Annotated in this window: 25 protein-coding genes; 13 read left to right on the top strand and 12 right to left on the bottom strand. The window is 70.8% G+C overall.

What is annotated here, in order from left to right:
* Positions 1-16 precede the first annotated feature (16 nt).
* The 6 genes from Q9R13_RS03535 (at position 17) to Q9R13_RS03510 (ending at position 6466) form a co-directional block, all read left to right on the top strand.
* Positions 17-814, top strand: a complete 798-nt coding sequence (locus Q9R13_RS03535) for a 2-keto-4-pentenoate hydratase (protein ID WP_397218923.1) — start codon at positions 17-19, stop codon at positions 812-814.
* 1 nt (position 815) lies between these two features.
* Positions 816-1715: an acetaldehyde dehydrogenase (acetylating) gene (locus Q9R13_RS03530; protein WP_310963688.1), complete on the top strand. Its 900-nt coding sequence runs from the start codon at positions 816-818 to the stop codon at positions 1713-1715.
* Positions 1712-2797, top strand: a complete 1086-nt coding sequence (gene dmpG, locus Q9R13_RS03525) for a 4-hydroxy-2-oxovalerate aldolase (RefSeq protein ID WP_310963687.1) — start codon at positions 1712-1714, stop codon at positions 2795-2797. Before Q9R13_RS03530 ends, dmpG begins: the two co-directional genes overlap by 4 nt.
* A gap of 73 nt (positions 2798-2870) precedes the next feature.
* The gene (locus Q9R13_RS03520) at positions 2871-3257 is read left to right on the top strand and encodes a VOC family protein (protein WP_310963686.1); all 387 of its coding nucleotides are present in this window, start codon (positions 2871-2873) and stop codon (positions 3255-3257) included.
* A gap of 57 nt (positions 3258-3314) precedes the next feature.
* Positions 3315-5519, top strand: coding sequence for a glycoside hydrolase family 6 protein (locus Q9R13_RS03515; protein WP_310963685.1), 2205 nt, complete (start codon positions 3315-3317; stop codon positions 5517-5519).
* 65 nt (positions 5520-5584) lie between these two features.
* On the top strand, positions 5585-6466 hold the full coding sequence (locus Q9R13_RS03510; RefSeq protein WP_310963684.1) for a response regulator transcription factor: 882 nt from the start codon (positions 5585-5587) through the stop codon (positions 6464-6466).
* Between the two features lie 15 nt (positions 6467-6481).
* On the opposite strand, the gene Q9R13_RS03505 is transcribed toward Q9R13_RS03510, so the two are convergent.
* Complete coding sequence (locus Q9R13_RS03505) at positions 6482-7189, bottom strand: hypothetical protein (protein ID WP_310963683.1); 708 nt, start codon at positions 7187-7189, stop codon at positions 6482-6484.
* Positions 7190-7197: 8 nt separating this feature from the next.
* Positions 7198-8658, bottom strand: a complete 1461-nt coding sequence (locus tag Q9R13_RS03500) for a glycosyltransferase family 2 protein (protein ID WP_310963682.1) — start codon at positions 8656-8658, stop codon at positions 7198-7200.
* Between the two features lie 144 nt (positions 8659-8802).
* On the opposite strand from Q9R13_RS03500, the gene Q9R13_RS03495 reads away from it, so the two are divergent.
* Complete coding sequence (locus Q9R13_RS03495; RefSeq protein ID WP_310963681.1) at positions 8803-9126, top strand: helix-turn-helix domain-containing protein; 324 nt, start codon at positions 8803-8805, stop codon at positions 9124-9126.
* Here the strand turns inward: Q9R13_RS03495 and Q9R13_RS03490 are convergent.
* The 4 genes from Q9R13_RS03490 to zwf form a co-directional block, all read right to left on the bottom strand.
* The gene (locus Q9R13_RS03490) at positions 9062-9715 is read right to left on the bottom strand and encodes a ClpP family protease (protein WP_310963680.1); all 654 of its coding nucleotides are present in this window, start codon (positions 9713-9715) and stop codon (positions 9062-9064) included. The genes Q9R13_RS03495 and Q9R13_RS03490 overlap by 65 nt on opposite strands.
* Entirely contained in the window at positions 9712-10332 is a 621-nt protein-coding gene (locus tag Q9R13_RS03485) for a ClpP family protease (RefSeq protein ID WP_310963679.1), read from the bottom strand. Before Q9R13_RS03485 ends, Q9R13_RS03490 begins: the two co-directional genes overlap by 4 nt.
* 127 nt (positions 10333-10459) lie before the next feature.
* A complete protein-coding gene (locus Q9R13_RS03480; RefSeq protein ID WP_310963678.1) occupies positions 10460-11212 on the bottom strand; it encodes a putative protein N(5)-glutamine methyltransferase in 753 nt (250 codons plus the stop codon).
* Complete coding sequence (gene zwf, locus Q9R13_RS03475) at positions 11209-12696, bottom strand: glucose-6-phosphate dehydrogenase (protein ID WP_310963677.1); 1488 nt, start codon at positions 12694-12696, stop codon at positions 11209-11211. Before zwf ends, Q9R13_RS03480 begins: the two co-directional genes overlap by 4 nt.
* A 220-nt stretch (positions 12697-12916) precedes the next feature.
* On the opposite strand from zwf, the gene hsaA reads away from it, so the two are divergent.
* From hsaA to Q9R13_RS03445, 6 genes are read left to right on the top strand one after another with little or no spacing between them, the layout of a single operon-like run.
* On the top strand, positions 12917-14083 hold the full coding sequence (gene hsaA, locus Q9R13_RS03470; protein WP_310963676.1) for a 3-hydroxy-9,10-secoandrosta-1,3,5(10)-triene-9,17-dione monooxygenase oxygenase subunit: 1167 nt from the start codon (positions 12917-12919) through the stop codon (positions 14081-14083).
* Complete coding sequence (gene hsaD, locus Q9R13_RS03465) at positions 14083-14982, top strand: 4,5:9,10-diseco-3-hydroxy-5,9,17-trioxoandrosta-1(10),2-diene-4-oate hydrolase (protein ID WP_310963675.1); 900 nt, start codon at positions 14083-14085, stop codon at positions 14980-14982. Before hsaA ends, hsaD begins: the two co-directional genes overlap by 1 nt.
* Positions 14979-15878 carry an iron-dependent extradiol dioxygenase HsaC gene (gene hsaC / locus Q9R13_RS03460; RefSeq protein ID WP_310963674.1) on the top strand — a complete coding sequence of 300 codons (900 nt, stop codon included), beginning with the start codon at positions 14979-14981 and terminating at the stop codon, positions 15876-15878. The genes hsaD and hsaC overlap by 4 nt, the downstream gene beginning before the upstream one ends.
* Before the next feature lie 17 nt (positions 15879-15895).
* On the top strand, positions 15896-16528 hold the full coding sequence (locus tag Q9R13_RS03455) for a flavin reductase family protein (protein ID WP_310963673.1): 633 nt from the start codon (positions 15896-15898) through the stop codon (positions 16526-16528).
* Positions 16529-16557: 29 nt separating this feature from the next.
* Entirely contained in the window at positions 16558-17007 is a 450-nt protein-coding gene (locus Q9R13_RS03450) for a TetR/AcrR family transcriptional regulator (RefSeq protein ID WP_310963672.1), read from the top strand.
* Positions 17008-17043: 36 nt separating this feature from the next.
* On the top strand, positions 17044-17916 hold the full coding sequence (locus Q9R13_RS03445; protein WP_310963671.1) for a type IV toxin-antitoxin system AbiEi family antitoxin domain-containing protein: 873 nt from the start codon (positions 17044-17046) through the stop codon (positions 17914-17916).
* 11 nt (positions 17917-17927) lie between these two features.
* Here the strand turns inward: Q9R13_RS03445 and Q9R13_RS03440 are convergent, their stop codons facing one another.
* Genes Q9R13_RS03440 through Q9R13_RS03415 form a run of 6 tightly spaced genes read right to left on the bottom strand, consistent with a single transcriptional unit; the run spans position 17928 to position 25250 of the window.
* Positions 17928-18542 (bottom strand): DUF6636 domain-containing protein, encoded by a 615-nt coding sequence (locus Q9R13_RS03440; RefSeq protein WP_310963669.1) that lies wholly within the window; start codon positions 18540-18542, stop codon positions 17928-17930.
* Positions 18543-18546: 4 nt separating this feature from the next.
* Positions 18547-19410, bottom strand: coding sequence for an HpcH/HpaI aldolase/citrate lyase family protein (locus Q9R13_RS03435; RefSeq protein ID WP_310963668.1), 864 nt, complete (start codon positions 19408-19410; stop codon positions 18547-18549).
* A 7-nt stretch (positions 19411-19417) separates the two neighbouring features.
* Positions 19418-20494: an HpcH/HpaI aldolase/citrate lyase family protein gene (locus tag Q9R13_RS03430; RefSeq protein WP_310963667.1), complete on the bottom strand. Its 1077-nt coding sequence runs from the start codon at positions 20492-20494 to the stop codon at positions 19418-19420.
* Between the two features lie 24 nt (positions 20495-20518).
* Entirely contained in the window at positions 20519-21271 is a 753-nt protein-coding gene (locus Q9R13_RS03425; RefSeq protein WP_310963666.1) for an ATP-binding cassette domain-containing protein, read from the bottom strand.
* The gene (locus Q9R13_RS03420; protein WP_310963665.1) at positions 21268-22128 is read right to left on the bottom strand and encodes an ABC transporter ATP-binding protein; all 861 of its coding nucleotides are present in this window, start codon (positions 22126-22128) and stop codon (positions 21268-21270) included. The genes Q9R13_RS03425 and Q9R13_RS03420 overlap by 4 nt, the downstream gene beginning before the upstream one ends.
* The gene (locus Q9R13_RS03415) at positions 22125-25250 is read right to left on the bottom strand and encodes an FtsX-like permease family protein (RefSeq protein WP_310963664.1); all 3126 of its coding nucleotides are present in this window, start codon (positions 25248-25250) and stop codon (positions 22125-22127) included. The genes Q9R13_RS03420 and Q9R13_RS03415 overlap by 4 nt, the downstream gene beginning before the upstream one ends.
* Positions 25251-25280 lie beyond the last annotated feature (30 nt).

Here is a 25280-nt window from a genome sequence, read left to right as displayed (position 1 = left end):
TGTAACAGGTTCTACTATGTCCGGTGTGACCACGACCCAGGCCATCGCCGAGGCCGTCGACCGGCTCGCCCGGGCCCAGCACACCCGAGTCCCGTGCGCCGCCGTCCGCGATCTCATCGGCACCGAGGATCTCGATGCGGCCTACGCCGTGCAGCAGGGGCTGGTGCGGCTGCGCCTCGAGGGAGGCGCCAGGATCGTCGGCCGCAAGATCGGCGCGACCTCCGAGGCCGTCCAGCGCCAGCTCGGCGTCGACCAACCCGACTTCGGCTACCTGCTCGACGACATGGACGTCAGCACCGCCCACCCCATCTCCATGCACACGCTGGTCCAGCCCCGGGTCGAGGCGGAGGTCGCCTTCCGGCTGGCCCGGGACATCGACGAGGACGAGATCACCCTCGAGGGGGTGCGCGACGCCGTCGAGGTTGCGCTGCCGGCGCTGGAGATCGTGGACTCGCGGATCGCCGACTGGGACATCGGCTTCACCGACACCGTCGCCGACAACGCCTCCAGCGGGCTGTTCGTGATCGGCTCGGACGGTCGCAGGCTCGAGGCCTTGGAGCCCCGCGACGTCGACATGGAGCTGTCCATCAACGGCGAGGTCCGCTCCAGCGGCAACGGCGCCGCGTGCTTGGGCGACCCCCTGGAGGCCTTGCGCTGGCTGGCCATCCAGGCGCAGCGGTTCGGGGACCCGCTCCGGGCGGGTCACCTGATCCTGTCCGGTGCGCTCGGGCCGTTCGTGCCGTTCTCGCCCGGTGACCGGGTGACGGCGTCGGTCAGTGGCTTCGCACCCCTGAGTGTCGAGTTCGAGGAGTGAGATGAAGAAGACGGCTGCCATCGTCGGGCCGGGGAACATCGGTACCGACCTGATGTACAAGCTGCTGCGCTCGGAGGTGATCGAGCCGCGCTGGATGATCGGGGTCGACCCGGAGTCGCCCGGGCTGGCTCGCGCCGAGCAGAGCGGTCTGGTCGCCTCGGCCGAGGGTGTGGACTGGCTGCTGAAGCAGGACGAGCTGCCCGACCTCATCTTCGAGGCGACCAGTGCCTACGTGCACCGCGAGTACGCCCCGCGCTACCGCGAGGCCGGCATCCGGGCCGTGGACCTCACCCCCGCCGCCGTCGGTCCGGCCTGCATCCCGGCCGTCAACGGCGACGAGCACGCCGGCGCCGCCAACGTCAACATGATCACCTGCGGTGGCCAGGCCACCATCCCGATGGTGGCGGCCGTGGCCCGCGCGACGCCGGTGTCGTACGCCGAGATCGTGGCCAGCGTGGCCTCCCTGAGCGCCGGCCCCGGCACCCGCCAGAACATCGACGAGTTCACCCGCACCACCTCACGCGGGGTGGAGACCATCGGCGGCGCCGAGGTCGGCAAGGCGATCATCATCCTCAACCCGGCCGAGCCGCCGATGATCATGCGCGACACGATCTTCTGTGCGGTCGGAGCCGACGCCGACCGCGACGCGATCACCCGGTCCGTCCACGCCATGGTCGAGGCCGTCCAGCAGTACGTGCCGGGGTACCGCCTGCTGCAGGAGCCGCAGTACGACGACCCGTCGTCGGCCACCCGCGGGGCGACCAAGGTCAGCATCTTCCTCGAGGTGGAGGGCGCCGGCGACTTCCTGCCGCCGTACTCCGGGAACCTGGACATCATGACCGCGGCCGCGACCCGCGCCGGCGAAGGCATGGCCCGTCAGCAGATCGGAGCACAGGCATGAGCAACGTGACCGGCAACCCCGACCTCAACGTGCTGACCCGCACCTGGCGGGACACCGACCCGAGCAGCGACCTCGACATCCGGCTGACCGACACCTGCCTGCGCGACGGCTCCCACCACAAGCGTCACCAGTTCACCGCCGAGGAGGTGCGCTCGATCATCGCCGCGCTCGACGATGCCGGCGTACCCGTGCTCGAGGTGACCCACGGCGACGGGCTGGGCGGCTCGAGCTTCAACTACGGCTTCAGCCGGACCCCCGAGCAGGAGCTGATCAAGATCGCCGCCGACACGGCCAAGCGGGCCAAGATCGCCTTCCTGATGCTGCCCGGGGTCGGCACCAAGGACGACATTCTGGCGGCCCAGGACAACGGCGGCCAGATCTGCCGGATCGCCACGCACTGCACCGAGGCCGACGTCTCCGAGCAGCACTTCCGGCTGGCCCGCGAGCGCGGCCTGGAGACCGTGGGCTTCTTGATGATGAGTCACTCCCAACCCCCCGAGGTGCTCGCCAAGCAGGCGCGGATCATGGTCGACTCCGGCTGCGAGTGCGTCTACGTGGTCGACTCCGCGGGCGGCCTGGTGATGGAGGGCGTGACCGATCGGGTCGCCGCGGTCGTGGCCGAGATCGGCGACCAGGCGACGGTGGGCTTCCACGGTCACGAGAACCTCGACCTCGGCATGGCCAACAGCGTGCTCGCGGTCCGCGCCGGCGCCACCCAGATCGACGGCTCGGTCCGCCGCTTCGGCGCCGGTGCCGGGAACACTCCGCTGGACTGCTTCGTGGGCGTGTGCGACAAGCTCGGCTGGCGGACCGGCGTCGACTTCTTGAAGATCATCGACGCCTCCGAGGACGTCGTACTCCCGGCGATGCCCGAGGAGTGCCAGCTCAACCGGATGACGATGATGATGGGCTACGCCGGGGTCTACTCCAGCTTCCTCAAGCACGCGGGCAACGCAGCGGAGCGGTACGGCGTGTCCGGCGCGAAGATCCTCGAGATCGCCGGCCAGCGCAAGCTGATCGGTGGCCAGGAGGACCAGCTCATCGACATCGCCCTGCAGCTGAAGGCGGAGCAAGGGAGCTGACCGGGCTGGCTCACCCCCCGGGTCAGGGGAAAACCGACTGGCGCCCCGTCAGGCTGCCTGCCACGGTGGGCACATGGCATCTCGCGCATCCAACTTCTGCATCGACGCCCACGACCCGTACGCCCAGACGATGTGGTGGGCACAGGTCCTGGAGGACTTCCGGGTCGACGACAGCTGGGAGATGAAGCCCGACGACGAGGAGTGCGGCCTGGTCGGCCCCGACGACCGCTACCTCCTCTTCCTGAGAGTCCCCGAGTCCAAGACGGTGAAGAACCGCATGCACATCTGCCTGCGGCCCACCGACCGCAGTCGTGACGAGGAGGTCGAGCGGATCCTCGGCCTCGGCGCCACGATGTACGACGACCGGCGCGAGCCGGACCGGGGCTGGGCGGTGCTCGCCGACCCGGAGGGGAACGAATTCTGCGTGCTGATGAAGTATCAGCCGGGCTCGGAATCTTGACCCAATCCTGAGCGTCTCTTGAGCCGGAGCAGCCGAGAGCCTTCCTAGGCTCCGGGTGTGCTCTCGAGGCTCTCCCGCGTCCTGCTCGTCGGTGTGCTGCTCGCCACCGGCGCGGTCGTGGGCGCCCTCGGGCACGTCTCGGCCTCGGCGACGGTCATGCAGCACCCGACCGGCGTCGTCCGTGGCGCGATCCTCAGCGGCAAGGTCAGTAGTCCGCGCGTCCGGATGATGTGGTTCACCGACCGTTGGGAGTATCTCGGCTCTCGCCGTGCCTACGGGCTGTACTCGTTGCGACTCCCTCCCGGTCGCTACCGGCTGCAGTTCGTGGATCGCCGCCCCACCTACGACATCACCCGGTTCGCCCCCGCCGACGCGCGGGTCGTGGTCCGGGCGGGGCACACCACGGTGCGCAACGTGCGGATGCACCGTGGGGCGGCGATCACCGGGACGGTCCGGACCCACGGCACTCCGGGGGGACACGCCAAGCTGATCGCCGCCCGCACCGACGGGCAGTCCTTCCAGACGGTGGCCAACGGCAAGGGCCAGTTCGCGATCGGTGGACTCCCCGACGGCAGCTACTCCGTCTTCACCTACGACCACCGGCGCAGCTGGGTCGGCAAGAGCCTGTGGGTGCCCCACCTCTCCCGCAAGCACATCGTGAACACGTCGATCAACCTGAAGGTGCGCGCCGGCCGGATGCTGATCGACCTGTACGGCGGCCGCGAGCCGCTCCGCAAGCCGACCAGCGTGACCGTGGTGAGCAAGCGCACCGGACAGTTCTGGAGCGCGCGGTCCGCCCACGGCTCGGTGACGTTCCCGGCACTCTTCCCAGGTCACTACCGGCTGATCGCTGACGGCGCCGGTGACTTCCTGGGCGCGAGAGGACCGGTGCACGGGGCACGGGTGCGGGCCGGCGGCGTCGCCTTCGGCAGTTTCCGATTCACCCGCCACGGCGCCACCGTGAGCGGGACCGTGGTCGACGGGCTGGACCGGTCGTACCCGCTGGCCAAGGCACAGGTCGTGCTCTACGACCGCAACGGTCACCAGGTCGGTGGGGCCACCACCGCGAAGGACGGCCGGTTCCGGCTCGGCGGCCAGCTGACCAGCCAACCGGGGATGACGGCCGTGGTGAACCCGGACCCGTCGTCGGGCGGCTGGATGCAGGCCAAGGCCTACTGCGAGTACACCCGCGCCACCGCGGGGCCGTTCAGGGTGGTGACCGGTCGGGACACCGCGCTGGGCCAGATCAGGTTGCCCCACCGGGTCACGGCCGGGATGCCGGCCCAGTGCAAGGCCACCCCGACACCGACACCGACACCGACACCGACACCGACACCGACACCGGCACCCGTTCCCGAGCCCGGCTCGGCCCGGCTGATGTCCGCGACGACCCTGCATCGCGGCAACCCGTTCCGGGGCCACCGGCTGCTCGTCGTGCCGGATTCCGCAGCTACGGCCGCCGTCGGCTCCTCGACCGGGGCCCGGCACCGTCGGCTCGCCCGGCTGGCGGCGGTGCCGACCGGAGTCTGGCTCACTCCCGAGGCCGATCCTCCGGGTGCCGTCGGGCCGCGGGTGACCAGGCTCGTCACGGACGCCGCGAAGGCGGGCAAGGTCGTCCTGCTGGTCGTGTACGGCATTCCCGCACGGGACTGCGCCGCTGGGGAGTCGGCCGGCGGGCTCACCCCGGCGGCGTACCGCGCCTGGGTCGCCGAGATCGCCGCCGCAACGCGTGGGGGAGGCGCGGCCGTGGTCCTTGAGCCCGACGCCCTGGCCACCGCGCCCGGCTGCCACCTGGTCGGGCAGCGTGAGCGGCTGCTGTCCCACGCGGTGGAGGCCTTCGCCGCGACGCGGACCCCGGTCTACCTGGATGCCGGTCACGCGAACTGGCTGCCCGCCAGGACCATGGCCGGGCTGCTCCGTCGGGCGGGTCTCGGCCACGCACGCGGGTTCTCGGTGAACGTCGCAGGATACGACCGGGTCCGCAACGAGACTCGGTACGCCCGGACGATCAGGGGGATCGTGGGAGGCCACTACGTGGTCGACAGCGGGCGTGCGGGTGCCGGCAGCAACGGCCAGTGGTGCAACCCCACCGGACGGGCGCTCGGTGTCGTGCCGCACGCGGCTCACGGTCGCAGCGGCCTGGACGCCGACCTCTGGGTGAAGCCGCCGGGCGAGAGCGACGGCACCTGCAACGGTGGGCCGCCCGCGGGCACCTGGTGGACGAAGCGCGCGCTGGCACTGGCCCGGAATGCAGGCTGGTGATGGACGCCGCCCTGCAGGTCCTCAAAGCGCAGGTCTCGCGCGAGGATGACCGTTACGATCGCCCGGTGTCCGAGAGCAGACGTGTCGCCGTCATCGTCGACGACGAGCCCGACATCAGGAGCCTGGTCGAGCGCGTCCTGATCCAATGTGGGTTCGAGACCGTCAGCGTGTCCAACGGCAAGGACGCCGTCGAGGCCGTCCGGCACCACCAGCCCATGCTGACCACCCTGGACGTCAGCATGCCCGGGATGGACGGGTTCACCGCGGCGCAGCTGATCCGCGAGATCAGCACGACGTACATCATCATGCTCACCGCGCTCGATGACGAGATCGATGTCGTCCAGGGCCTCGGGGCCGGTGCGGACGACTACCTGGTCAAGCCGTTCCGTCCGCGCGAGCTGCGCGCGCGGGTGGAGAGCTTCGTGCGTCGCTACGGGTACGGCGCCGAGCCGGTCGTGGCCGCTGATCCGGTCCCTGCGCCGACCCAGGCCCCGGCCCCTGCTCAGCCGCCGGTCCAGCACGTGCCAGCGCAGCAGTCCTCGCCGCCCGTCGTCCGCACCGTCGAGGCGCCGGGAGAGCCGGGGACGCAGCCCGCGACGCATCCGGACGTGCACGAGGAGGTCGCTCCGCTGCGGCACGACGGGATCGAGATGGACGTCGAGGCCCACATCGTGCACGTCGATGGTGCCGTGGTGGAGCTGACGCCGAGTGAGTTCGAGCTGTTGGCCGCTCTGCTCCGGTCCGGTCGACGCGTGCGCAGCAAGGCCGATCTGGTGCTGAGCCTGCGCGGCGAGTCCTACGTGACGCACTACTACGTCACCGATGCCGACAAGCGCGCGATCGAGGTGCACATGGCCAACCTGCGCCGCAAGATCGGTGACGACAGCTCGACGCCGCGGTGGATCGAGACCGTCCGCGGCGTCGGTTACCGGCTGACCAGCGTCTGAGCCGACCGGACGCGCTCAGTTCGCGTCGATGGGGATCGGCGCGGACCGGGTCCGTTGCTTGCCCGGGAAGATCGTGATTGGCACCCGTTGGCGCACCACTCGCCGCGTGTAGGCGGCCGAGCCCGGTGAACGCTCGATCATCACGGTGGCACGGAAGGTCAGCACCATGCCCACGGTGCCGACCGCGACGGGGTGGATGGTCTGGTTGCGCAGGTCGAAGGCACCCTTGGGGGAGGTGATCAGCATGCCGTGCACGGTCCGCACAGGCTCGGGGTCGAAGGTGACCCGCCAGGCCTGGGTGTCGAGGTGGTACGGCGACTGGGAGCGACCATGGGGGCGCCGGGTCGATGAGGTCACGCTGATGTCCTGCAGGTAGACCATCCGCTTGGTGGCGAACTTGTCCCGGAGGCCGCGGTCGAGGTCGTAGGCGGTCAGGGACAGCGAGAAGTGCTTGCGGCCCCGGGCGAACCACTCATGGGTGCGCGGCGTGGCCTTGGTCGGCCAGAGGGTGTAGACGAAGTCGACGTTGCCGATGTTGATGTGGGACTGGAAGGTTCCGTCCGCGGTGAACTCGGACGGGAAGGCCCGCTCGGGGTCGACCACCTTGTGCGTGGCGCCGGCGGACCCCACCGGGGTGGTCCCGGGCAGGGAGCAGCCGCTGAGCACCCCGAGCGAGGTGACGACGGCAACGACTGCGGTCGCGAGCAGGGGGGGTCGCTTCATCACCGGAATCACACCTTGTATCCACGGTAGGGACGGAGCACCTTCAGGGTCATGAAGGCGGTCTGGACGGCGGTGACGATGCCCAGGATCGGCCACCCCACCGCGAGACTGTCGGACTGGATCCCGATGGGCAGCCGCGTCCACACCTCGAACAGCCCGCCGAACAGCACGAGCAGCCCGAAGACCGGGATGAGGTACCCGTGCCCCGCACCGCGCTCGGCTCGGGCCTGAGCCGCCCAGTTGTCGGTCTGCGAACGGGAGGCGAACTTGGTCCACGCCCGCACGAAGTGGCCCAGCCGGATCCACATGTAGACCTCCGCGCCGACGAAGCTCAGCGCGAACAGGTAGTCCTTGAGGTTCGCGTTCCGCATCGAGTGCGCCACCCGGCCGTTCAGCAGCGTCGCGACCACTGTGGGTGCCAGCCACCACCAGTAGAAGACATACGCATGGATGGTCAGCGAGGCGGAGAGCAGCACCGCGAAGGTGATCCGGGTGAACAGGTTGGTGAGCATCGAGAGGTGCTCGAACCAGCGCAGTCGCAGGTTCGGGTGGAGCGGCTGCCCCTTGGTGTCGCCCCGCTGACCGGGCCACATCAGCTCGATCGCGCCGTAGTTCCACTTGACCTGCTGCGCGTCCAGCGAGCGCACCGTCTGCATGCCGCCGACGTTGGCCCGGGCGTGCGCGCTGATCTTGGTGAGGTAGCCCGCGCTCTTGATCTGCAGCGACAGCAGCGAGTCCTCGACCTCGCTGTCGCGCACCCAGGGGCTGCGCTGGTGTGACTCCTCCATCACGCGGCGAAGCGCCGCGGTGGAGAAGATCGAGAACTGGCCGCCGAGGACGGCCATGTTGCGCCCGCGGAGCAGGTTCTGCATGTTGAACGCCGAGAACTGGGCGCGCTGCCCGGCGATCAGAAACGCCGAGATCGGTCCTCGGACCGCGGTGTCGTCGATGGAGTAGATCGCCGAGATGCCGCCGATCCGGTCATCGCTCTCCATCTCGTCGACCAGCCACTTGATCGCGTGCGGATCGGCCGTCGTGTCGCCGTCCACGCCGAGCAGGTAGTCGTAGCTCTCGACCATGGCGAAGCCGTAGTTGAGCGCACCGACCTTCTTGTCGGGGTTCTCGCCGATGTCGTGGACGAAGATCTCGGTGAACTCCTCCTGGCCGTGGTTCCACCGGCTGTGCAGCCCCGCATAGTGGCCGGCGACCTCGACGGTCTCGTCGGAGCTGTTGTTGACCACGACGTGGATGACGTCCGGCGGCCGGGTCTGCATCAGCAGCGAGTCGAGGACCGAGGCGATGCTGTCGGCCTCGTTGTACGCCGGGATGATGCAGCCGATCATCGGCCGATGGGTCGGAGGGTTCTCGATCCCGGAGAGGAAGTCGTCAGCGGGCACCTCGGAGTCGCGCCCGGCGAGGTCGCGGAGCACGTACGCCGAGTCCTTCCGATGGGTGGTCTCGCTGCTCACGAACGACAGCCTGCGACACCAACCTTGGCTGCCGGTTCGGTGCCGGTCAGCGTTTGCTCAAGATCTGCTCAAGTCGTGTTCTCCCGTTCTGCTCTCGGCGGAACGGGCGCGTCCCGGTACGGGGTACGGCGTACCGTGGCCCCCATGGGCGACCTGCTCCCGTTCGAACGTTCCGAACCGGCCGTGCCGGAGGCCGAGCCGCTGTGGCGCGAGCTCGTCGGCGACCGCCTCCGGGAGCGGCGGCTCGGGCGCGGGGAGCGGCTGGTCGACGTCGCAGGACGAGCCGGCGTCTCGACGCAGTACCTCTCGGAGGTCGAGCGCGGGCTCAAGGACCCCTCCTCGGAGATCCTGTCCGCGATCACCGGCGCCCTGGGCACCTCCGTGCGCGGGCTCAGCCGGGACATCAGCGCGGCTCCCCGGAGCGGTGCCGCGTCACGGCCGACGGGTCCACTCTGCCTGGCGGCGTGAGGTCCCGCGGCGCGAGCACCTGGTCGACCAAGCCGTAGTCCACCGCGGCGTCGGCGGTGAGCACGAGGTCGCGCTCGGTGTCGGCACGGACCTGCGCGGGCGTGCGGCCGGTGTGCCGGGCGAGCACCTCCTCGAGCAAGGTGCGCACCCGCGCCACCTCCTCGGCCTCGAGGATCAGGTCCGGGATCGTGCCGCGGCCCTGGGCAGCAGGCTGATGCAGCACCACCCGGCCGTGGGGCAGGATCGTTCGGCGCCCGGGCGCGCCGCCGGCGAGGAGGACCGCGGCGGTCCACGCGGCCTGGCCCACGCAGGTGGTCTCGACCGGAGCGCGGACGAACTGCATCGCGTCGTAGACGGCGAGCATCGCGGAGATCGATCCGCCCGGCGAGTTCACGTAGAGGCTGATCGGCAGGTCGGGGCTCTCCGACTCCAGGTGCAGCAGCTGGCCGATCAGCACATTCGCCACCCCGTCGTCGAGCTCGGTGCCGAGGTAGACGATCCGATCCTCCAGCAGTCGGCTGAACAGGTCGACGGTGCGCTCTCCCCGCGGCGTCCGGGTGGTGACGTAGGGAATGGGGTAGCTGCTCATCGTGCCGCACCGCCCAGGCCGACGGGGCGCGTCGGCGTCGGTGCGATGTCGTCCAGCGACTCGATGACCCGGTCCACGAAGCCGTAGTCCCGGGCCTGCTCAGCGGTGAACCAGCGGTCTCGCCGGGAGTCGCGCTCGATCACGTCGAGCGGCTGGCCGGTGTGGTCGGCGATGAGGCCGAGCACCACGTCGCGGGTGTGCCGCAGGTCGTCCGCCTGGATCTCGATGTCCATCGCGGTGCCGCTGAAGCCCGCCGACCCTTGGTGGAGCAGGATCCGGGCGTGGGGGAGTGCGTAGCGCTTGCCCGGCGTACCGGCGGAGAGCAGGAACTGTCCGGCGCTGCACGCGAGCCCCATCGCGAGCGTGCTGACGTCGTTGGGGACCAGGCGCATCACGTCGTGGATGGCGAGCATGGCCGGGACCGAGCCACCGGGGGAGTTGATCCAGAGACTGATGTCGCGGCGCGGGTCCTCGGCTGAGAGCAGCAGCAGCTGGGTGCAGATGCGGTTCCCGTCGCCCTCCTCGAGGACGCTGCCCAGCACCAGGATCCGTTGTGCCATCAGCCGTTGGGTGAGCTCGTCGTCGATGGGTGTGCGCGAGGGCGTGGTGACTGTCATGCGCTCCACTGTGCGCCGCGGAGGGCGGGTCGCACAGGGCGTGCTGCTGTCGGCGGATCTGCGGGAAGCAGATCGGTGATGCTCGCGAGCCGAGATCAGCCCATCACACGCGGCCCGGCCACCGGCATCATTCTCGACGCCGCGCCACCAGCACCGTCGCGCCGAGCTCGTCGTCGCGGACCACCCACGCATCGAGACCCACGGCTCTCGCCAGCCCGGCCAGCGTGTCGGCCTGACCGTGGCTGGTCTCGGTGAGCAGGTGCCCACCGTCGGAGAGCCAGTACGGCGCCTCGGCCAGCACCCGCCTCTGCACGTCCATGCCGTCCGGTCCGCCGTCGACGGCGATGCGCGGCTCGTGGTCGCGGGACTCGGCCGGCATGTCGGCGACTGCGGCACTCGGAACGTACGGCGTGTTCGCCAGCAGCAGGTCCACCCTCCCACGCAGGGCCAGCGGGACCGGGTCGAACAGGTCCCCGATGAAGGCCTCCGTGACACCGTTGAGGCGGGCGCACTCGACGGCGTCCGGGTCGAGGTCGGCGGCCACCAGCTCGGTGGCCGGGTCCAGCCGGTCGCGTACGGCGAGGCCGATCGCGCCGCAGCCGCAGCAAAGGTCGAGGACGGTGGAGCCGCCGATGCCGGCTGCCGTGCTGACCAGGAGCCGGCTGCGCTGACGCGGGATGAAGACGCCCGGGCTCAGCCGGTAGCGCCGGTCGAAGAAGTCGACGTACCCCAGGAGGTGCTCGAGGGGCTCGCCGGCGAGGCGGCGTTGCACCAGCGCGTCCAGCTCGTCGCCGGACGCGGCGGCCCGGAGCAGCCGGGCCTCGTCCTCGGCGAAGACGCAGCCGCCGGCTCGGAGTCTCTCGACCAGCGGGTCGCTCACTCCGCGGTCCGGTTCGGCCGGCGCCAGCTGCGCTCGAAGGGCAGCCGCCAGGCGTTCGGCGCGATCAGCTGGTGGATCGCGTTCGGGCCCCAGGACCCGGCCGGGTAGATGCGGACCGGCGGCGGGTCGGCAAGCAGCGGCCGGGAGAGGTCCCAGAGCTGCTCGATCCCCTCGGCGGCGGTGAACAGGGTGTGGTCGCCCTTCATCGCGTCGAGGATCAGCCGCTCGTAGGCCTCCAGTGCGAGCTCGGCATCGCGGGTGTCGTGCATGGCGAACTGCATCGACAGCTTGTCCAGCTTCATCCCCGGGCCGGGCTTCTTGCCGTAGAACGAGAGGGACATCCGGGACTGGTCGGCCAGGTCGAAGGTCAGGTGGTCGGGGCCTTGGGTGCCGATGCCGGAGCCGGCTGGGAACATGCTGCGGGGCGGCTCCTTGAACGCGATCGAGATGATCCGGGCGCCCTCGGCCAGTTGCTTGCCGGTGCGCAGGTAGAACGGCACCCCAGCCCAACGCCAGTTGTCGATCTCGACCTTCAGAGCGACGAACGTCTCGACCTCGGAGTCCTCGGCCACGTCGGGCAGGTCGCGGTACCCGGCGTACTGGCCGCGGACGACGTTCGCCGGATCGATCGGGCGCAGCGAGCGGAAGACCTTGAGCTTCTCCAGCCCGATCGGGTCCGGCGCGAGCGAGGTCGGCGGCTCCATGGCCATGAACGCGAGGACTTGGAACAGATGGGTGACCACCATGTCCTTGTAGGCCCCGGTGCCCTCGTAGAAGCGCGCTCGGTCCGCGACGTCGAGGACCTCGGGCACATCGATCTGGACATGGTCGATGAACTGCCGGTTCCAGATCGGTTCGAACAGCCCGTTGGCGAAACGGAACGCGAGGATGTTCTGGGCGGCCTCTTTGCCCAGGAAGTGGTCGATCCGGAAGATCTGGTCCTCGTCGAAGACCTCGTGCAGTCGCCGGTTCAGCTCGACGGCCGAGTCGAGGTCGGTGCCGAACGGCTTCTCCATGACGATTCGGGCGCCACTGACGAGGTCGGCATCGTGGAGGGTGCGTACGACGGCCAGCGCCGCCGCCGGGGGGACGCTCAGGTAGTGCAGCAGCCCGACCTCGGTCCCCTCCGTGGACAACCGTCCCTGGGCCGCGCGCACCGCCTCGGCCAGGGCCGCGGGGCCGCGCCCCTGAGCGACGTAGTTGATGCTGGCGGCGAATCGCTGCCAGGTGGCTTCGTCGAGCGGCCCGTCGACGAACTCCTCGCAGGCCTTTCGGGCGAAGTCGGCGAACTGCTGGTCATCGAGGTCCTCCAACGATGTGCCGACCATCCGGCAGCGGTCGGTGAGACCGGCCTGCTCCAGGCGGAAGAGCCCCGGCAGCAGCTTTCGTCGGGCCAGGTCGCCGGTGGCACCGGCCAGGACGATGACGTGGGGACGGCGAGCGCTCTCCGCGGCGCTGGCGGAGGCGTCGGCGATTCTCTGCATGAACCGATCGTAGGAGGGTCCGCTGTCGGGGGGCCGGTGAGCGCGCTGGTCCGCCGTACTTCACCCAGCAAGGTCGTCCTTCACACACCGACTCTCCTGGGTGAAGGTGACTCCTGGGTTCTGAACCTGGGAAAAGTCCCGGACCCTCGCGCCTTCTCGACCAAAACGAGAACGTGTTCTAGTATTGACGGGTGGGGAGACCAACGAGAAGGAGAAGCCGATGACCCAGGAAGTCCTCGACGGTGTGCGGGACCTGTTGCCCATGTTCCGGGACCGTGCGGACGAGGCCGAGAACCTGCGTCAGGTTCCCGAGTCGTCGGTCAAGGCACTGGAGGAGACCGGCTTCTTCCGGATGCTGCAGCCGCAGCGGTACGGCGGGCTCGAGGCCGACCCCGTCGACTTCTTCACCGCGGTCCGCGAGATCGCCTCGGCGGACGGCTCCACCGGGTGGATCTCCAGCGTCCTCGGCGTGCACCCGTGGCAGGTGGCGCTCTTCGACGACGAGGCCCAACAGGCGGTCTGGGGAACGGACCCGACCACCCGGCTGAGCTCGTCGTACGCGCCCACCGGCAAGGCCGTGGTCGCCGACGGTGGCTACCGGCTGTCCGGCAAGTGGTCGTTCTCCTCGGGCTCGGCCCACGCGACCTGGGTGCTCCTGGGCGGGCTGGTGTTCAACGGCGAGGGCAGCGTCGTGGACTTCAAGACCTTCCTGGTGCCGCGCGCGCAGTACGAGATCGTCGACGTCTGGAACGTCGTGGGTCTGCGCGGGACCGGCTCGAACGACATCGTCGTGAGCGACACCTTCGTCCCCGACGCGTTCACGCTGTCGATGAGCGACACCGGGCGCTGCTTCGGCCCGGGCCAGGCCGTCAACGATTCTGAGCTCTATCGACTGCCGTTCCACAGCCTGTTCACGAGCACGATCACCAGCCCGATCATCGGGATGGCGACCGGCGCCTACCGCGAGCACGTGGAGATGCAGCAGAAGCGGGTCCGTGCGGCGTACCTCGGCGAGAAGGCGTCGTCGGACCCCTTCGCCGCGGTCCGGATCGCGCGGGCCGGCTCGGAGATCGACGCAGCCTGGGCACTGCTGATGAACAACCTGAGGGAGGAGCAGGCCCTGGTCGCCAAGGGGGAGCAGATCCCGCTCTCGCTGAGGCTGCGGGTGCGCCGGGACCAGGTCATCGGCACCCAGCGCGCGATCGATGCGATCGATGAGCTGTTCGAGGCCTCGGGCGGTCGGGCGCTGGCCGAGGGCACCTATCTCCAGCGCGCCTGGCGCGACGCCCACGCCGGTCGGGTGCATGCCGCCAACGACCCCGAGCGCGCGCTGAAGATGTACGGCGACCTCGAGTTCGGGCACAAGATCGAGCCGGGTATGTACTGATGCGCAAGGAGGATGTCCAGCGCGCCGCGACGGTCAAGACCGAGCACGGAGAGATCACGCTCGCCTACTACGAGGCCGGGACAGGCTCGGGTGCCGGGCTGCCGCTGGTGATGCTGCACGGCGGAGGGCCGGGCGCCTCGTCCTGGTCGAACTTCGGGCCCGCGCTTCCCGGGTTCGCCGAGCGGATGCACACCGTGATGGTCGACCAGCCCGGGTTCGGAGGCTCCGACAAGCCGGCCGTGCAGGGCAACTACTACCGCTTCTCGGCCGAGTACGTCGTCGCCCTGCTCGACCAGGTCGGCCTCGAGAGGGTGCACCTGCTGGGCAACAGCCTGGGAGGCGGTACGGCGATGCGGCTGGCGCTGACCCATCCCGATCGGGTCGGGCGCCTGGTCCTGATGGGCCCCGGGGGTCTGTCGCTGAACCTCTTCCACGCCGACCCGACCGAGGGCGTCCAGCGGTTGATGGACTTCGGCGCGGACCCGACCAGGGAGAAGCTGCGCGCCTTCATCTCCACGATGGTGGTCAACAAGGACCTTGTCACCGATGAGCTCGTCGAGGAGCGGTTCGCCGACGCCACCGCCCCCGGCGCGCAGGAGGCGATGCGGTCGATGGGGATGAGCTTCTGGAACCCCGCCACTGCCGAGGACGGCATGCTCTGGCGCGAGGCGCACCGGCTGCGCAAGCACACCCTGCTCACCTGGGGGCGTGAGGACCGGGTCAACCCCCTCGATGGCGCGATGGTCGCGTTGAAGCTGATCCCCAGGGCCCAGCTGCACGTCTTCGGCAACTGTGGCCACTGGGCGCAGATCGAGGCAGCCGACGAGTTCCTCGAGGTCTGCACGGCGTTCCTGGGCCGGCATGTGGAGCGCGGCAACGAGGTCGGGAGCAGATCATGACGATCGACGTGAAGTCCATGGGCTACATCCGGGTCGCGAGCACCGACCTGGACCAATGGCGGACGTTCGCCGAGAAGGTGCTCGGCCTGGCAGCGGCGCGCGGGCCGGACCCCGAGCACCTCTACTACCGGATCGACCAGGTCTCGGCACGACTCGTGGTGGTCCGGGCGGACGTCGACCAGCTCGCCGCCACGGGGTGGGAGCTGGCCGACCACCGGGCGCTGCAGGACGCCCGGGAGCACCTGCAGAAGGCGGGGGTCGCGTTCGATGAGGGCACCGCTGCCGAGCTCGCGGACCGCCGGGTCCAGGAGCTGGTGAGGTTCAGCGACCCGTGGGACAACGTGTTCGAGCTCTTCCACGGGATCAGCTACGAGTCCCGGCCGCTGGTCACGCCGTACGGCGCCCGCTTCGTCACCGGCGAGCAGGGGATGGGCCACATCGTGCTGCCGGTCACCGATGACGTGGAGGCGCTGCGCTTCTACACCGAGGTGCTCGGCTTCCGGCTGCGCGACTCGATGAGCATGCCGGGCGAGTTCGTCGGCAAGGAGCCGGGCTCGAAAGTCTGGTTGCGCTTCCTCGGGGTCAACCCACGGCACCACAGCCTGGCCTTCCTCCCGATGGCCAACCCGAGCAGATGCGTGCACGTCATGCTCGAGGTGGAGAAGCTCGACGACGTCGGCCGGGCGCTGGAGCGGGTGCGGAGGCACAAGGCCCCGCTGTCGGCCACCCTCGGCCGGCATATGAACGACGAGATGGTGTCGTTCTACGTCAGGTCGCCCGGCGGCTTCGATGTCGAGTTCGGCTGTGAGGGGCTCACCGTGGACGACGCCCGGTGGGTGGCACGGGAGTCGACCGCCGTCTCCTACTGGGGGCACAACTTCGGTGCCGGAGGCTGATCGGCACAATGGCCCGTATGACCGAGGTGCCCGAGGGGATGGATCCGGACGCGGCCGCGCACTGGCCTAGCCAGGCCCTGATCGAGTCCTGGCTGGGCGACTTCGACTTCGAACTGCGCCCTGGGGAGGACACCCCGGTCCCGTCCGACGACCCCGAGGCCGTCGCCGCGGCCCGCCGGTTCCGCGACGTGCTCGGTCGGTTCGCCACCGGCGTCACGGTGGTCACGTCGATGAGCGACGGAGAACCGGTCGGGATGACCTGCCAGTCGTTCTCCAGCGTGTCCCTCACCCCTCCGTTGGTGCTGTTCTGCCCGGCCAAGACGTCCAGGGCCTGGCCCCGGATCCAGCGGTCCGGGAAGTTCTGTGTGAACCTGCTCGCGCACGACCAGGCGCAGGTCTCGAACCTGATGGCCGCCAAGGGCGTCGACAAGTTCGCCTCGGTGAGCTGGACCCCGTCCTCGGCGACCGGCTCGCCGCTGCTGGAAGGCACGCTCGGGTACGTCGACTGCACCATCCAGACCGTGCACGAGGCGGGCGATCACTTCATCGTCGTCGGCCAGGTGCAGGACCTCGCCACCACCGAGGCACCGCACCCCCTGCTGTTCTTCCGGGGCAGCTACTCGCGCCCGCAGGACGGTCCGGCCGAGTAGCACGACGCTCTCTCACTACGCTGACCTCCATGTGGCCCGATGCGCCGTGGGTGGTCGGGGCGGCCGATGGTGCCGCCGCCGTACCCGAGCCGACCGACGGGGCCGACGCGTCGAACGACTTCGCCGAGCGGCTGCTGCGCCGCTTCCTGAGGTTGTGCGAGAGCCCGCGGACCAGGTCCACGGTGCTCCGGTTGGTCAGGGGGTCGGTCTCGGGCCAGGACGCGGGCGGCGGCGCGGGCGGTCGCTTCTACACGATGCTGAACCGCACGGTGCTCAGCCCGGTCGCGCGGGTCTCGGGCCTACAGACCTCGGCGACGCGCATGGAGCTGGTTGCCTCCCAACTGATCGGGCTGGCGATGATGCGCTACGTCCTCGAGGTCGAGCCGGTGTCCTCGCTGCCCCTGGACGACGTGGTCGCGATGATGGCGCCTGCGATCCGGGCCACGCTGGCGAGTCCGGAGATCCGGCCTGTGGATTGAGGTCCGAGGCGAGCGCCCGTCGGGTAGACCCGGAGGATGGCTGACTTCCTGACGCTCGACCTGCCGGCACCGCTGCTCGACGGACCGTTCACGCGGTCGATGGCCGAGGCCGTCGGCGTACGACGTGCTGGCCTCGAGCGGATGCTCCGGCACGGGGTGCTGCGCCGGATGCTGCGCGGGGTGTACGTCGGTGCGCACCTGCAGGACACCGTGGTCCTGCGCGGTCAGGCGCTGGCCCTGCTGGTGGGCCCCGATTGCGTGGCGGTCGATCGGACTGCGGCGTGGCTGCACGGTCTGGCCACGATCGGTGCCGTGCCGGGCACACTCGATGTGGTCGGCCGCCGGCACCGGGTCGGGCCGTTCGCAGCCCGAAGGTCGCTGTCCGCGTGCGACACGGCGAGGGTCGCGGGGGTCTGGGTCACCACCCCGTTGCGCACCGCCTGCGACCTTGCTCGGATCCTGCCCCCGGGCCGGGCGTTGGCGGTGCTCGATGAGGTGCTGCGGCACGGCGCGTGCACCCACACCGAACTGGTCTGCGAGCTTCCGCGCCAGGCTCGCCTCGCCGGGCAGCGCCAGCTGCGCCGGCTCGTCGCGATCGCCGATGGCCGGTCGGCGAACCCGGCGGAGAGCGCCCTACGGCTGTACTGGCTCGAGGCCGGGCTGCCGACCCCGGTGCCCGGGCTCGAGGCGGACCGGGGAGCCGGCCCGGTGCGGCTCGCCCTGGCGGCACCCGACCAGCTGTTCGCGGTGGTCCTCGACGAGCCAGGACCGGGCGGCGCGGCGCTCACGGCCGCGGGCTGGCAGATCGTCCGGCTGGCTCGGCAGCGGGTGCTCGACGGCGATCCCGCACTGGTGGGACGGCATCTCGTCCGCGAGTACCACCGCCAACTGCTCGTGCGGGCGGGCTGACCGAGCGGCGGTCAGAACAGCCCGACGGCCTCTCGCGACACGCTGAACCCGTGGCCGGCCGCGTTCCGGCAGGTGATGCCGGTACGCGCGGACTCGCAGCGCAGCCGGTGGTAGACGGCCGTCGCGCCGTACGCCAGTGTGGGCTGGTCCGGCGCACCGAACACGGTGTCGCTGTGGCACTGCAGCGACGGCTTGTCCGCGCCGAGCTCGACGGAGTCGCCGTACCCGCCCTCGCAGCGCTTGGGGCGGGGCGGGATGCCCTGCCAGTGCGCCCCCTGGACGTCGCAGCGGACCGCGGGTCGAGGCAGGTCGGTGAACAGGCAGGCGATGCCGCCGGACGGGCTGAGCACCCCGGCCAGATGCTTGCCGCTCAGGTTGATCTCGCCCGACGCCGTCGCCGAGGTGGACGCAGTCGGCGAAGGCGCCGTGGGTGTGGACGACGGCGTGACGGCGGGTGAGGGGCTCACCGAGGCCGACGCCGAGGGCGTGGGGCTGGGGGTCGGCGTGCTCACCGAGGCCGACGGGGTGATCGGGGTCTCCACCGATCCGGTCGGTGTGGATCCGGCACAGCCGCTGAGCCCCCAGGCCAGCGCCAGCGCACCGGCAGCGATCGCAGCCCGTCGCACTGGATCAGCCCAGCGCCGTGATCGCGTCGTGCAGCGTGAGGGTGCGTTGCGCGGTCTCGACATGGAGGTTCTCGATCATCCTGCCGTTGTAGGTGACCACGCCGGAGCCCTGGCCGTGCTCCCAGGCCTGGATGATGCCGCGCGCCTCCTCGACGGCCTGCTCCGAGGGCGCGAAGGCCCGGTTGGCGGCCTCGACCTGGCCCGGGTGGATCAGTGTCTTGCCGTCGAAGCCCATCTCCCGGCCCTGCTGGCACTCGGCGAGGAAGCCGTCGGCGTCCTTGACGTTGTTGTGCACGCCGTCGAGGATCGCCACCCCGGCGGCGCGAGCGGCCAGGACGGCCAGGGACAACGAGGTCAGCAGGGGAGCGCGGCCGGGCACGTGCTCGGCGTAGAGCTCCTTGACCAGGTCATTGGTGCCCATCACCAGCACGGCGAGCCGGTCGGACGCGGCCGCGATCTCGCGGACGTTGAAGATCGCCTCGGGTGTCTCGACCATGGCCCACAGTCGGGTGTGGTCCGGGGCGCCGGCCCTCTCGAGCGCGTCCACCAGTGCGCGCACCTCGTCGGCCGTGTTCACCTTGGGCACCACGACGCCGTCCGGCCCGGCCTGCGCGGCAGCGGTCAGGTCGTCGTCGTGCCAGGCGGTGCCGATGCCGTTGACCCGGATGGTCAGCGTGCGCTGGCCGTACTCACCCGAGGCGGCCGCAGCGGCGGCGGCCTCGCGGGCGGCCGGCTTGGCGTCCGGGGCGACGGCGTCCTCGAGGTCGAAGATGACGCCGTCGATCGGAAGGGTCTTGGCCTTCTCCAGCGCCTTGGCGTTGGAGGACGGCATGTAGAGGACGGAGCGCAGCGGGGTGAAGTCGGTCATCGGGTCCTCAGGCGTCGATCTGGATGGCGTCGTACTGCTTCTTCAGCTCGGGGTCGATGGCGGCGAGCTCCTCGGCCAGCTGCACCATCACCTGGCACTGCTTGACCGACGCGTCGTCCTCCATCTTGCCGTCGATCATCACGGCGCCGGTGCCGTCGCCCATCGCCGCGATCACCCGGCGGGCGTGGGTGACGTCCTCGACGCTGGGGGAGAAGACCTTGTTGGCGATCTTGATCTGCGCCGGGTGCAGCGACCAGGCGCCGACGCAGCCGAGCAGGAACGCGTTGCGGAACTGGTCCTCGCACGCGACGGTGTCCTTGATATCGCCGAAGGGTCCCCAGTACGGGTAGATGCCGTGCATCGCGCAGGCGTCGACCATCCGGGCGATCGTGTAGTGGTAGAGGTCCTGCTGGTACGTCGTCCGCTCCGCGTCGTAGGCGAAGCCATCCTCGGTGCGCGGGGCGTCCTGGCGGACCAGGTAGCCGGGGTGCGGGCCGCCGACCCGGGTGGTCTTCATCCGCCGGTCGGCCGCCAGGTCGGCCGGGCCCAGGGACAGCCCCTGCATCCGGGGCGACGCGCCGCAGATCTCCTCGATGTTGGCCACGCCCCGGGCGGTCTCCAGGATCGCGTGGATCAGCAGTGGCTTCTCGAGTCCCGCGCGGGCCTCCAGCTGGGCGAGGATCCGGTCGACGTAGTGGATGTCCTCGGCGCCTTGCACCTTGGGGACCATGATCACGTCGAGCTTGTCACCGATCGCCGGCACCAGGGTGGTCAGGTCGTCGAGCACCCACGGGCTGTCGAGGGAGTTGATCCGGGTCCAGAACTGCGTGGGGCCGAAGTCGACCTCCTGGCCGATCCTGACCAGTCCCTCGCGCGCGATCTCCTTGTTCTCGGCCTTGACCGCGTCCTCCAGGTTGCCGAGCAGTACGTCGACGGTGCCGACCATGTCGGGCACCTTGGCCGCCATCTTCGGGTTGCCGGGGTCGAAGAAGTGGATGGCGCGGCTGGGCCGGGCGGGGATCTCCCGGAGCGGAGCCGGGGCTCCGACGGCGAGCGGGGCGAAGAAGTCCTTGGCTGTGCGCATGGGCCGGACGCTAGCAGCGCCCCGCTAGGCGTCGGTATGACCCAGCGCACCATGACCCGGGGCACCATGACCCGGGGCACGATCCGTCGGCACCCGGTCGAGTCGGCGTACCCACTGCGCCTGCCCCTCGTCGAGCGCGAGTTCGCCGTCGCACTCGGCAGCGGCCTCGGGGTCGTGGGTGGACATCACCACGATCGACCCGCGCTCGGCCTCGGCGCGCAGCGCGGTGACCATCTTAACCCGGTTGCCGGCGTCGAGGTCGCTGGTGGGCTCGTCCGCGAGCAGCACCCGTGCCCGTGCTGCGAACGCCCGGGCCAGTGCGACGCGCTGCTGCTGGCCTCCGGACAGCTCCTCGACGAGGTGACCGCCGGAGTCTTCCAGTCCGACCAGCGCCAGCGCCTCGGCAGTACGCCGGGCTGCGTCCGCCGGTGCGGTCCCGTGGACCAGCAGCGGCACCAGCACGTTCTCGGTCGCGGTCAGGGACGTCGCCAGCCCGTTGCCCTGGGGCACCAGCACCAGTCCGTGCTCAGCGGCAGTGGCCCGGTCCGTGACCGGCTGGTCCGCGAGGCGCACCCCGCCGGCGCTCGGTCGAAGGGCTCCGCCGAGCGCCCACAGCAGTGACGACTTCCCGGCGCCCGAGGGCCCGGTGACGGCCAAGAACTGGCCCGGAGCGACGACTAGGTCGAGTGCCGCCACCGCCACCAGGTCGCCGTAGCGGACCTCGAGCCCGTCGGCGCGGAGCACACCGCCCGCTGGCCCGTTCACCGGCCCGTTCACCGATCCTCCTCGTTCCGGTCCTGCTCGTTCCCGGCCTGCTCCACGAGCAGCTGGTAGACGTCGCGCTCCTTGTGGAACCGCAGCAGGGTCCCGGGTGGCAGGTCGGCCAGGGCGTGGGCCGGCAGCGGCAGGAACCCGTCCGCGGACACCACGGCGTACTCCTCGCCGCTGCGTCCCTCGCCACCGATCTTGCCGTCGCGGATCGTGACCGTGCGCGGCAGCCGCGCGGCGACGTCGGGGTTGTGGGTGACCAGCACCACCGTGGTGCCGAGTTCGCGGTTGATCCTGCCGATGGTCGCCAGGACCCGGTCGGCCGCCTCGTGGTCGAGCTGGCTGGTGGGCTCGTCGGCGAGGAGCACACCGGGCGCGGTCGCGACGCACACCGCGAGCGCGGCGAGCTGCTGGTGGCCCGGGGTGAGCTGCTCCAGCGGCAGATCGGCCTCGGCGTCGAGACCCACGTGGCCGAGGACCTCTCCGACCCCGGGTACGGCGACACCGGCTCGCCGGGCCCCGTCCTGGGCGAAGGCGACGTTGTCGCGAGCAGTGAGGTAGGGCAGCAGGTTGCGCCCGGCTCCCTGCAACATCAGCGCGACGTGGGCCGCGCGGAGCTCGTCGAGCCGGCTCGCGGAGACCGAGGAGAGCTCGTCGGCGCCCACGAAGATCTTGCCCGCGCTGGGCCGGAAGAGACCGCCGAGCAGGCTCAGCAGGGTCGACTTGCCGGCTCCCGACGGTCCGAGGAGGCCCACGACCTCGCCGGCGGCCACGTCGAGGTCGACGCCGGACAGGGCCGCGACGTCGTGGCCCTCGGTGCGATAGATGTGCACCAGGCGCTGGGTCGAGATCGCGAGGCCTGTCACGGCGCACCTCGCAGGCGCTGCAGGTCGGCGCGGGCCGCGATCGCCCGTCCCGCGAGGGCTCCACCGACCGCGAGCACGACCAGGCCGGCGAGCGCGGCAACGGCCACCGCAGGCCACGACAGCGCCAGGTCGAGCGTCGACACCTCCGGAGGCTCGGAGAACAGCGGGACCGAGCCCATCGCCAGGTCCGCACCGACGAGGCCGCAGACCGTGCCGACGATGACGGCCAGCAGCACCGGCACCAGCTGCTCGCTGGCGGCCACGGTGCGCACCGCGGCCGCGCGCAGGCCGCTCATCCGCAGCGCGGCGAGGTCGCGGGCCCGCAGCCGCCAGCCCGCGACCGCGAGCACGACGAGCACCAGCAGTGCGATCAGCAGGGCGAGCGCTCCGGTGATCACCGCCAGCTCGAGACCCCAGGCGGCGGCGGTCCGGTCGTAGTGCTGGCGCTGGTCGGTCACCGACGCGCTGGTCTGCACCGACACCTGGTGGTCCGCGAGCGCCGATTCGACGCGATGGACCAGCGCCGGGTCGTCGCGTCCGAGCCACACCTGGATCTTGTCGTCGATGTCGATGTCACTGCCTCGTTGGACGACGTCGAGGTTCACCACCGCGGTGTGTGGCGGCGCGGACGGTGCGCGTGCCGCGCTGGCGACCCGGAGGGCGTCGCGATCCTGGCCGTCCAGCCCGGTGAGCGCGAACGCGTTGCCGTGGCTGGTCGGTGGAAGGGAGCCCACGACGATGGCCGGGACCCGGGTGGGGAACCAGCGCTGCGGCATGGTGACCGACTCCGAGCCCTCGGTGTCGAAGTCGATGCGCAGGCCGCCGCCGGCGGCGGAGTGCGGCGTCATCCGCCCGGCCGAACCGTCGACGCCGCTCCAGTTGTCCGGTGGCCCCAGCGGCACCGACGTGCCCCCGGCGACGGTCATCCTGCCCAGCGTGAGGGTGCCGAGGGCGCGGGCCCCCGGCAGCCCGCTGAGCCCGATCCCGGAGACCAGACAGCCTTGTCGACACGAGACGGCTGCGGTGAAGCGTCCGCGTGCCAGCGACTTCGGGTCCAGGTCGCCCAGCGTGGCCACCCCGTTGCTGTGGTCGGCGTACACCAGCGAGAGAGTGACCGAGAGCGTCCCGACCTTGCCGGAGGCTCCGCTGAGGTCGACCGGCACGGTGACCTGCCCGCCGGTGATCCGCACCGGCTTGGCGGCAGGCGGCTCGATCCGCTGCCACGGCAGCGGATGGGGCACGTCGAGCATCGCGATCCGGCGGAACTGGTCGGGCACCACAGCGAGTGTCGTGGGAGCGCCCTCGCCGGGTGACCTGACCGTGACGACCGGCGTCACGCTGTGGCCCGAGGGATCGACCTGGTCCACGGCCGCTCGCGCGGCCGGGAGGTCGTTGCCGTTGACGGTGAGCACCCGCGGCGCTCCGACGTACTGCTCGGCTGCGAGCTGCCGGTTGCGCGCGCCGACGGCGATCGCGTCGGCGGAGAAGACCAGCAGCGCGGTGGCCACGGTGACGACCGCGACCGTACGCCGGGTCATCGGCAGCCGGGCCGCGCTCAGGATGCTCAGCCCGCTACGGATCCGTCCCCGGCCCACCGCCCAGCCGCCGATGCGGGCCGCGACCGGCACCGTCAGGTGGGAGAGCAGCAGGCCGACCGTGAGGGCGAGCAGGGCCGGGCCGGCGAGCGCGGCCGACCCGTCCAGCGCGCCGACCACGAACGCGACCGCTCCGGTGCCGGCGACGGCGATGAGCAGGGTCTGCAGCGCACCGAGGCGCCAGCCCTGGCTGCGGCGCGAGACCCGGCGAAGCAGGGTCTCGACGGGCTCCCGGCTGGTGCCGACGACCGCGACGACGGTGGTCACCACGATCGCGACCACCGCGGCGACCAGGGCGAGCCAGAACTCGCGGGTCACCTCGAACGGAGCCGAGCCGGGCAGCGTCCAGGTGCGGCACACCCACGCGAGGAACAGCGCGAGACCGGTGCCGAGACCGACGCCGGCGAGCGTCACCGGCAACAGCTCGGCCAGCAGCATCCGGCGCGCGCCCGACCGGCCACGCCCGCGGAGCAGGGCCAGGGCGACCTCGGGTCGGCGCTGCTCGGTGGCAGCGCCGAGCACCAGCCACAGCACGAACAGGCACAGCAGCCCGAGCTGGAGCATCAGCAGCGGCACGGTGACCTGGGCCTGGCGCAGCTGGTGGTTGAGGTCCTTCACCAGGTCGGGCAGGCCGCTGTAGGTGTCGATCTGGCCGGCGTCCGAGCGTTTCAGGATGGCGCGGTCGAGCTGGCGCAGCTGCGGTCCGAGGGCGCGGAACTGGTCGAGTCCGGTGGCGGCTGGATCGATCGGGAACAGCGCCTGGCTGCGACGGTTCGGCAGCATCGGCCGGCTCCGACGCACGTTGGTGATCGTCCCGGGGATCGTCACCCAGTCGTCGTGCAACGTGTGCTGGTCGGCGATGATGCCGGACTTGCCGGTGAGGATTCGGCCGAACCAGTACGGTCCCGGCACCTGGTGATAGACGCCGACCACGCGCAGCTGGATGCCCTGGGGCTCGGAGTGCGGGTTGATTACCTTGTGCTGAGCGTCGAGTTCGGGCGGGGGTAGGGTCGCGATCTTGGTCGTGCGGCCCACGTGCAGGCCACGGTGACGGCGGTCGTACTCGCTGATCGCGATCTCGTCCTGGGCGCGCGGGCAGCGCCCCTCGACCATGGTCAGGTGCGCACAGATGTCGGAACGGGAGATCAGCGTGCCCTCCAGGCCGAGCTGGACGTCGGGGAACACGGTGGTGAATGCTTCCTGGTCGATGACCGGAGCTTCGAAGTCCGCGCGCACTGCTCTCGGGACCAGCGCGATCAGCTGGGCCGGGGAAAGCGGCGGCCTCGAGGCGAAGGGAGAGAACGCGCCCGGGGCCGCACCCGCGTGTGAGCTCACCTGCAGCCCGGTGGTCTGCGAGGGGTTGTGAGCCAGGTCGAGGTCGACGATCACCTGTCCGACGGCCCGGACGTAGAGCGGTGCGAAGGTCGCTGACGCGGCCACCAGCGCTGCGAGCAGGAACAGGGAGAGCGCCTGCAGCGGCCGGTGACGCACGGCGGCGCGCCACCGCCGTACCGCAGGCCCCCGCATGGGGGCACTCTACGCGTTCGGCAACCACCC

This window comes from Nocardioides marmorisolisilvae (assembly GCF_031656915.1).
Taxonomy (GTDB): domain Bacteria; phylum Actinomycetota; class Actinomycetes; order Propionibacteriales; family Nocardioidaceae; genus Marmoricola; species Marmoricola terrisoli.
This window is presented reverse-complemented; position numbering and strand designations above follow the sequence as displayed.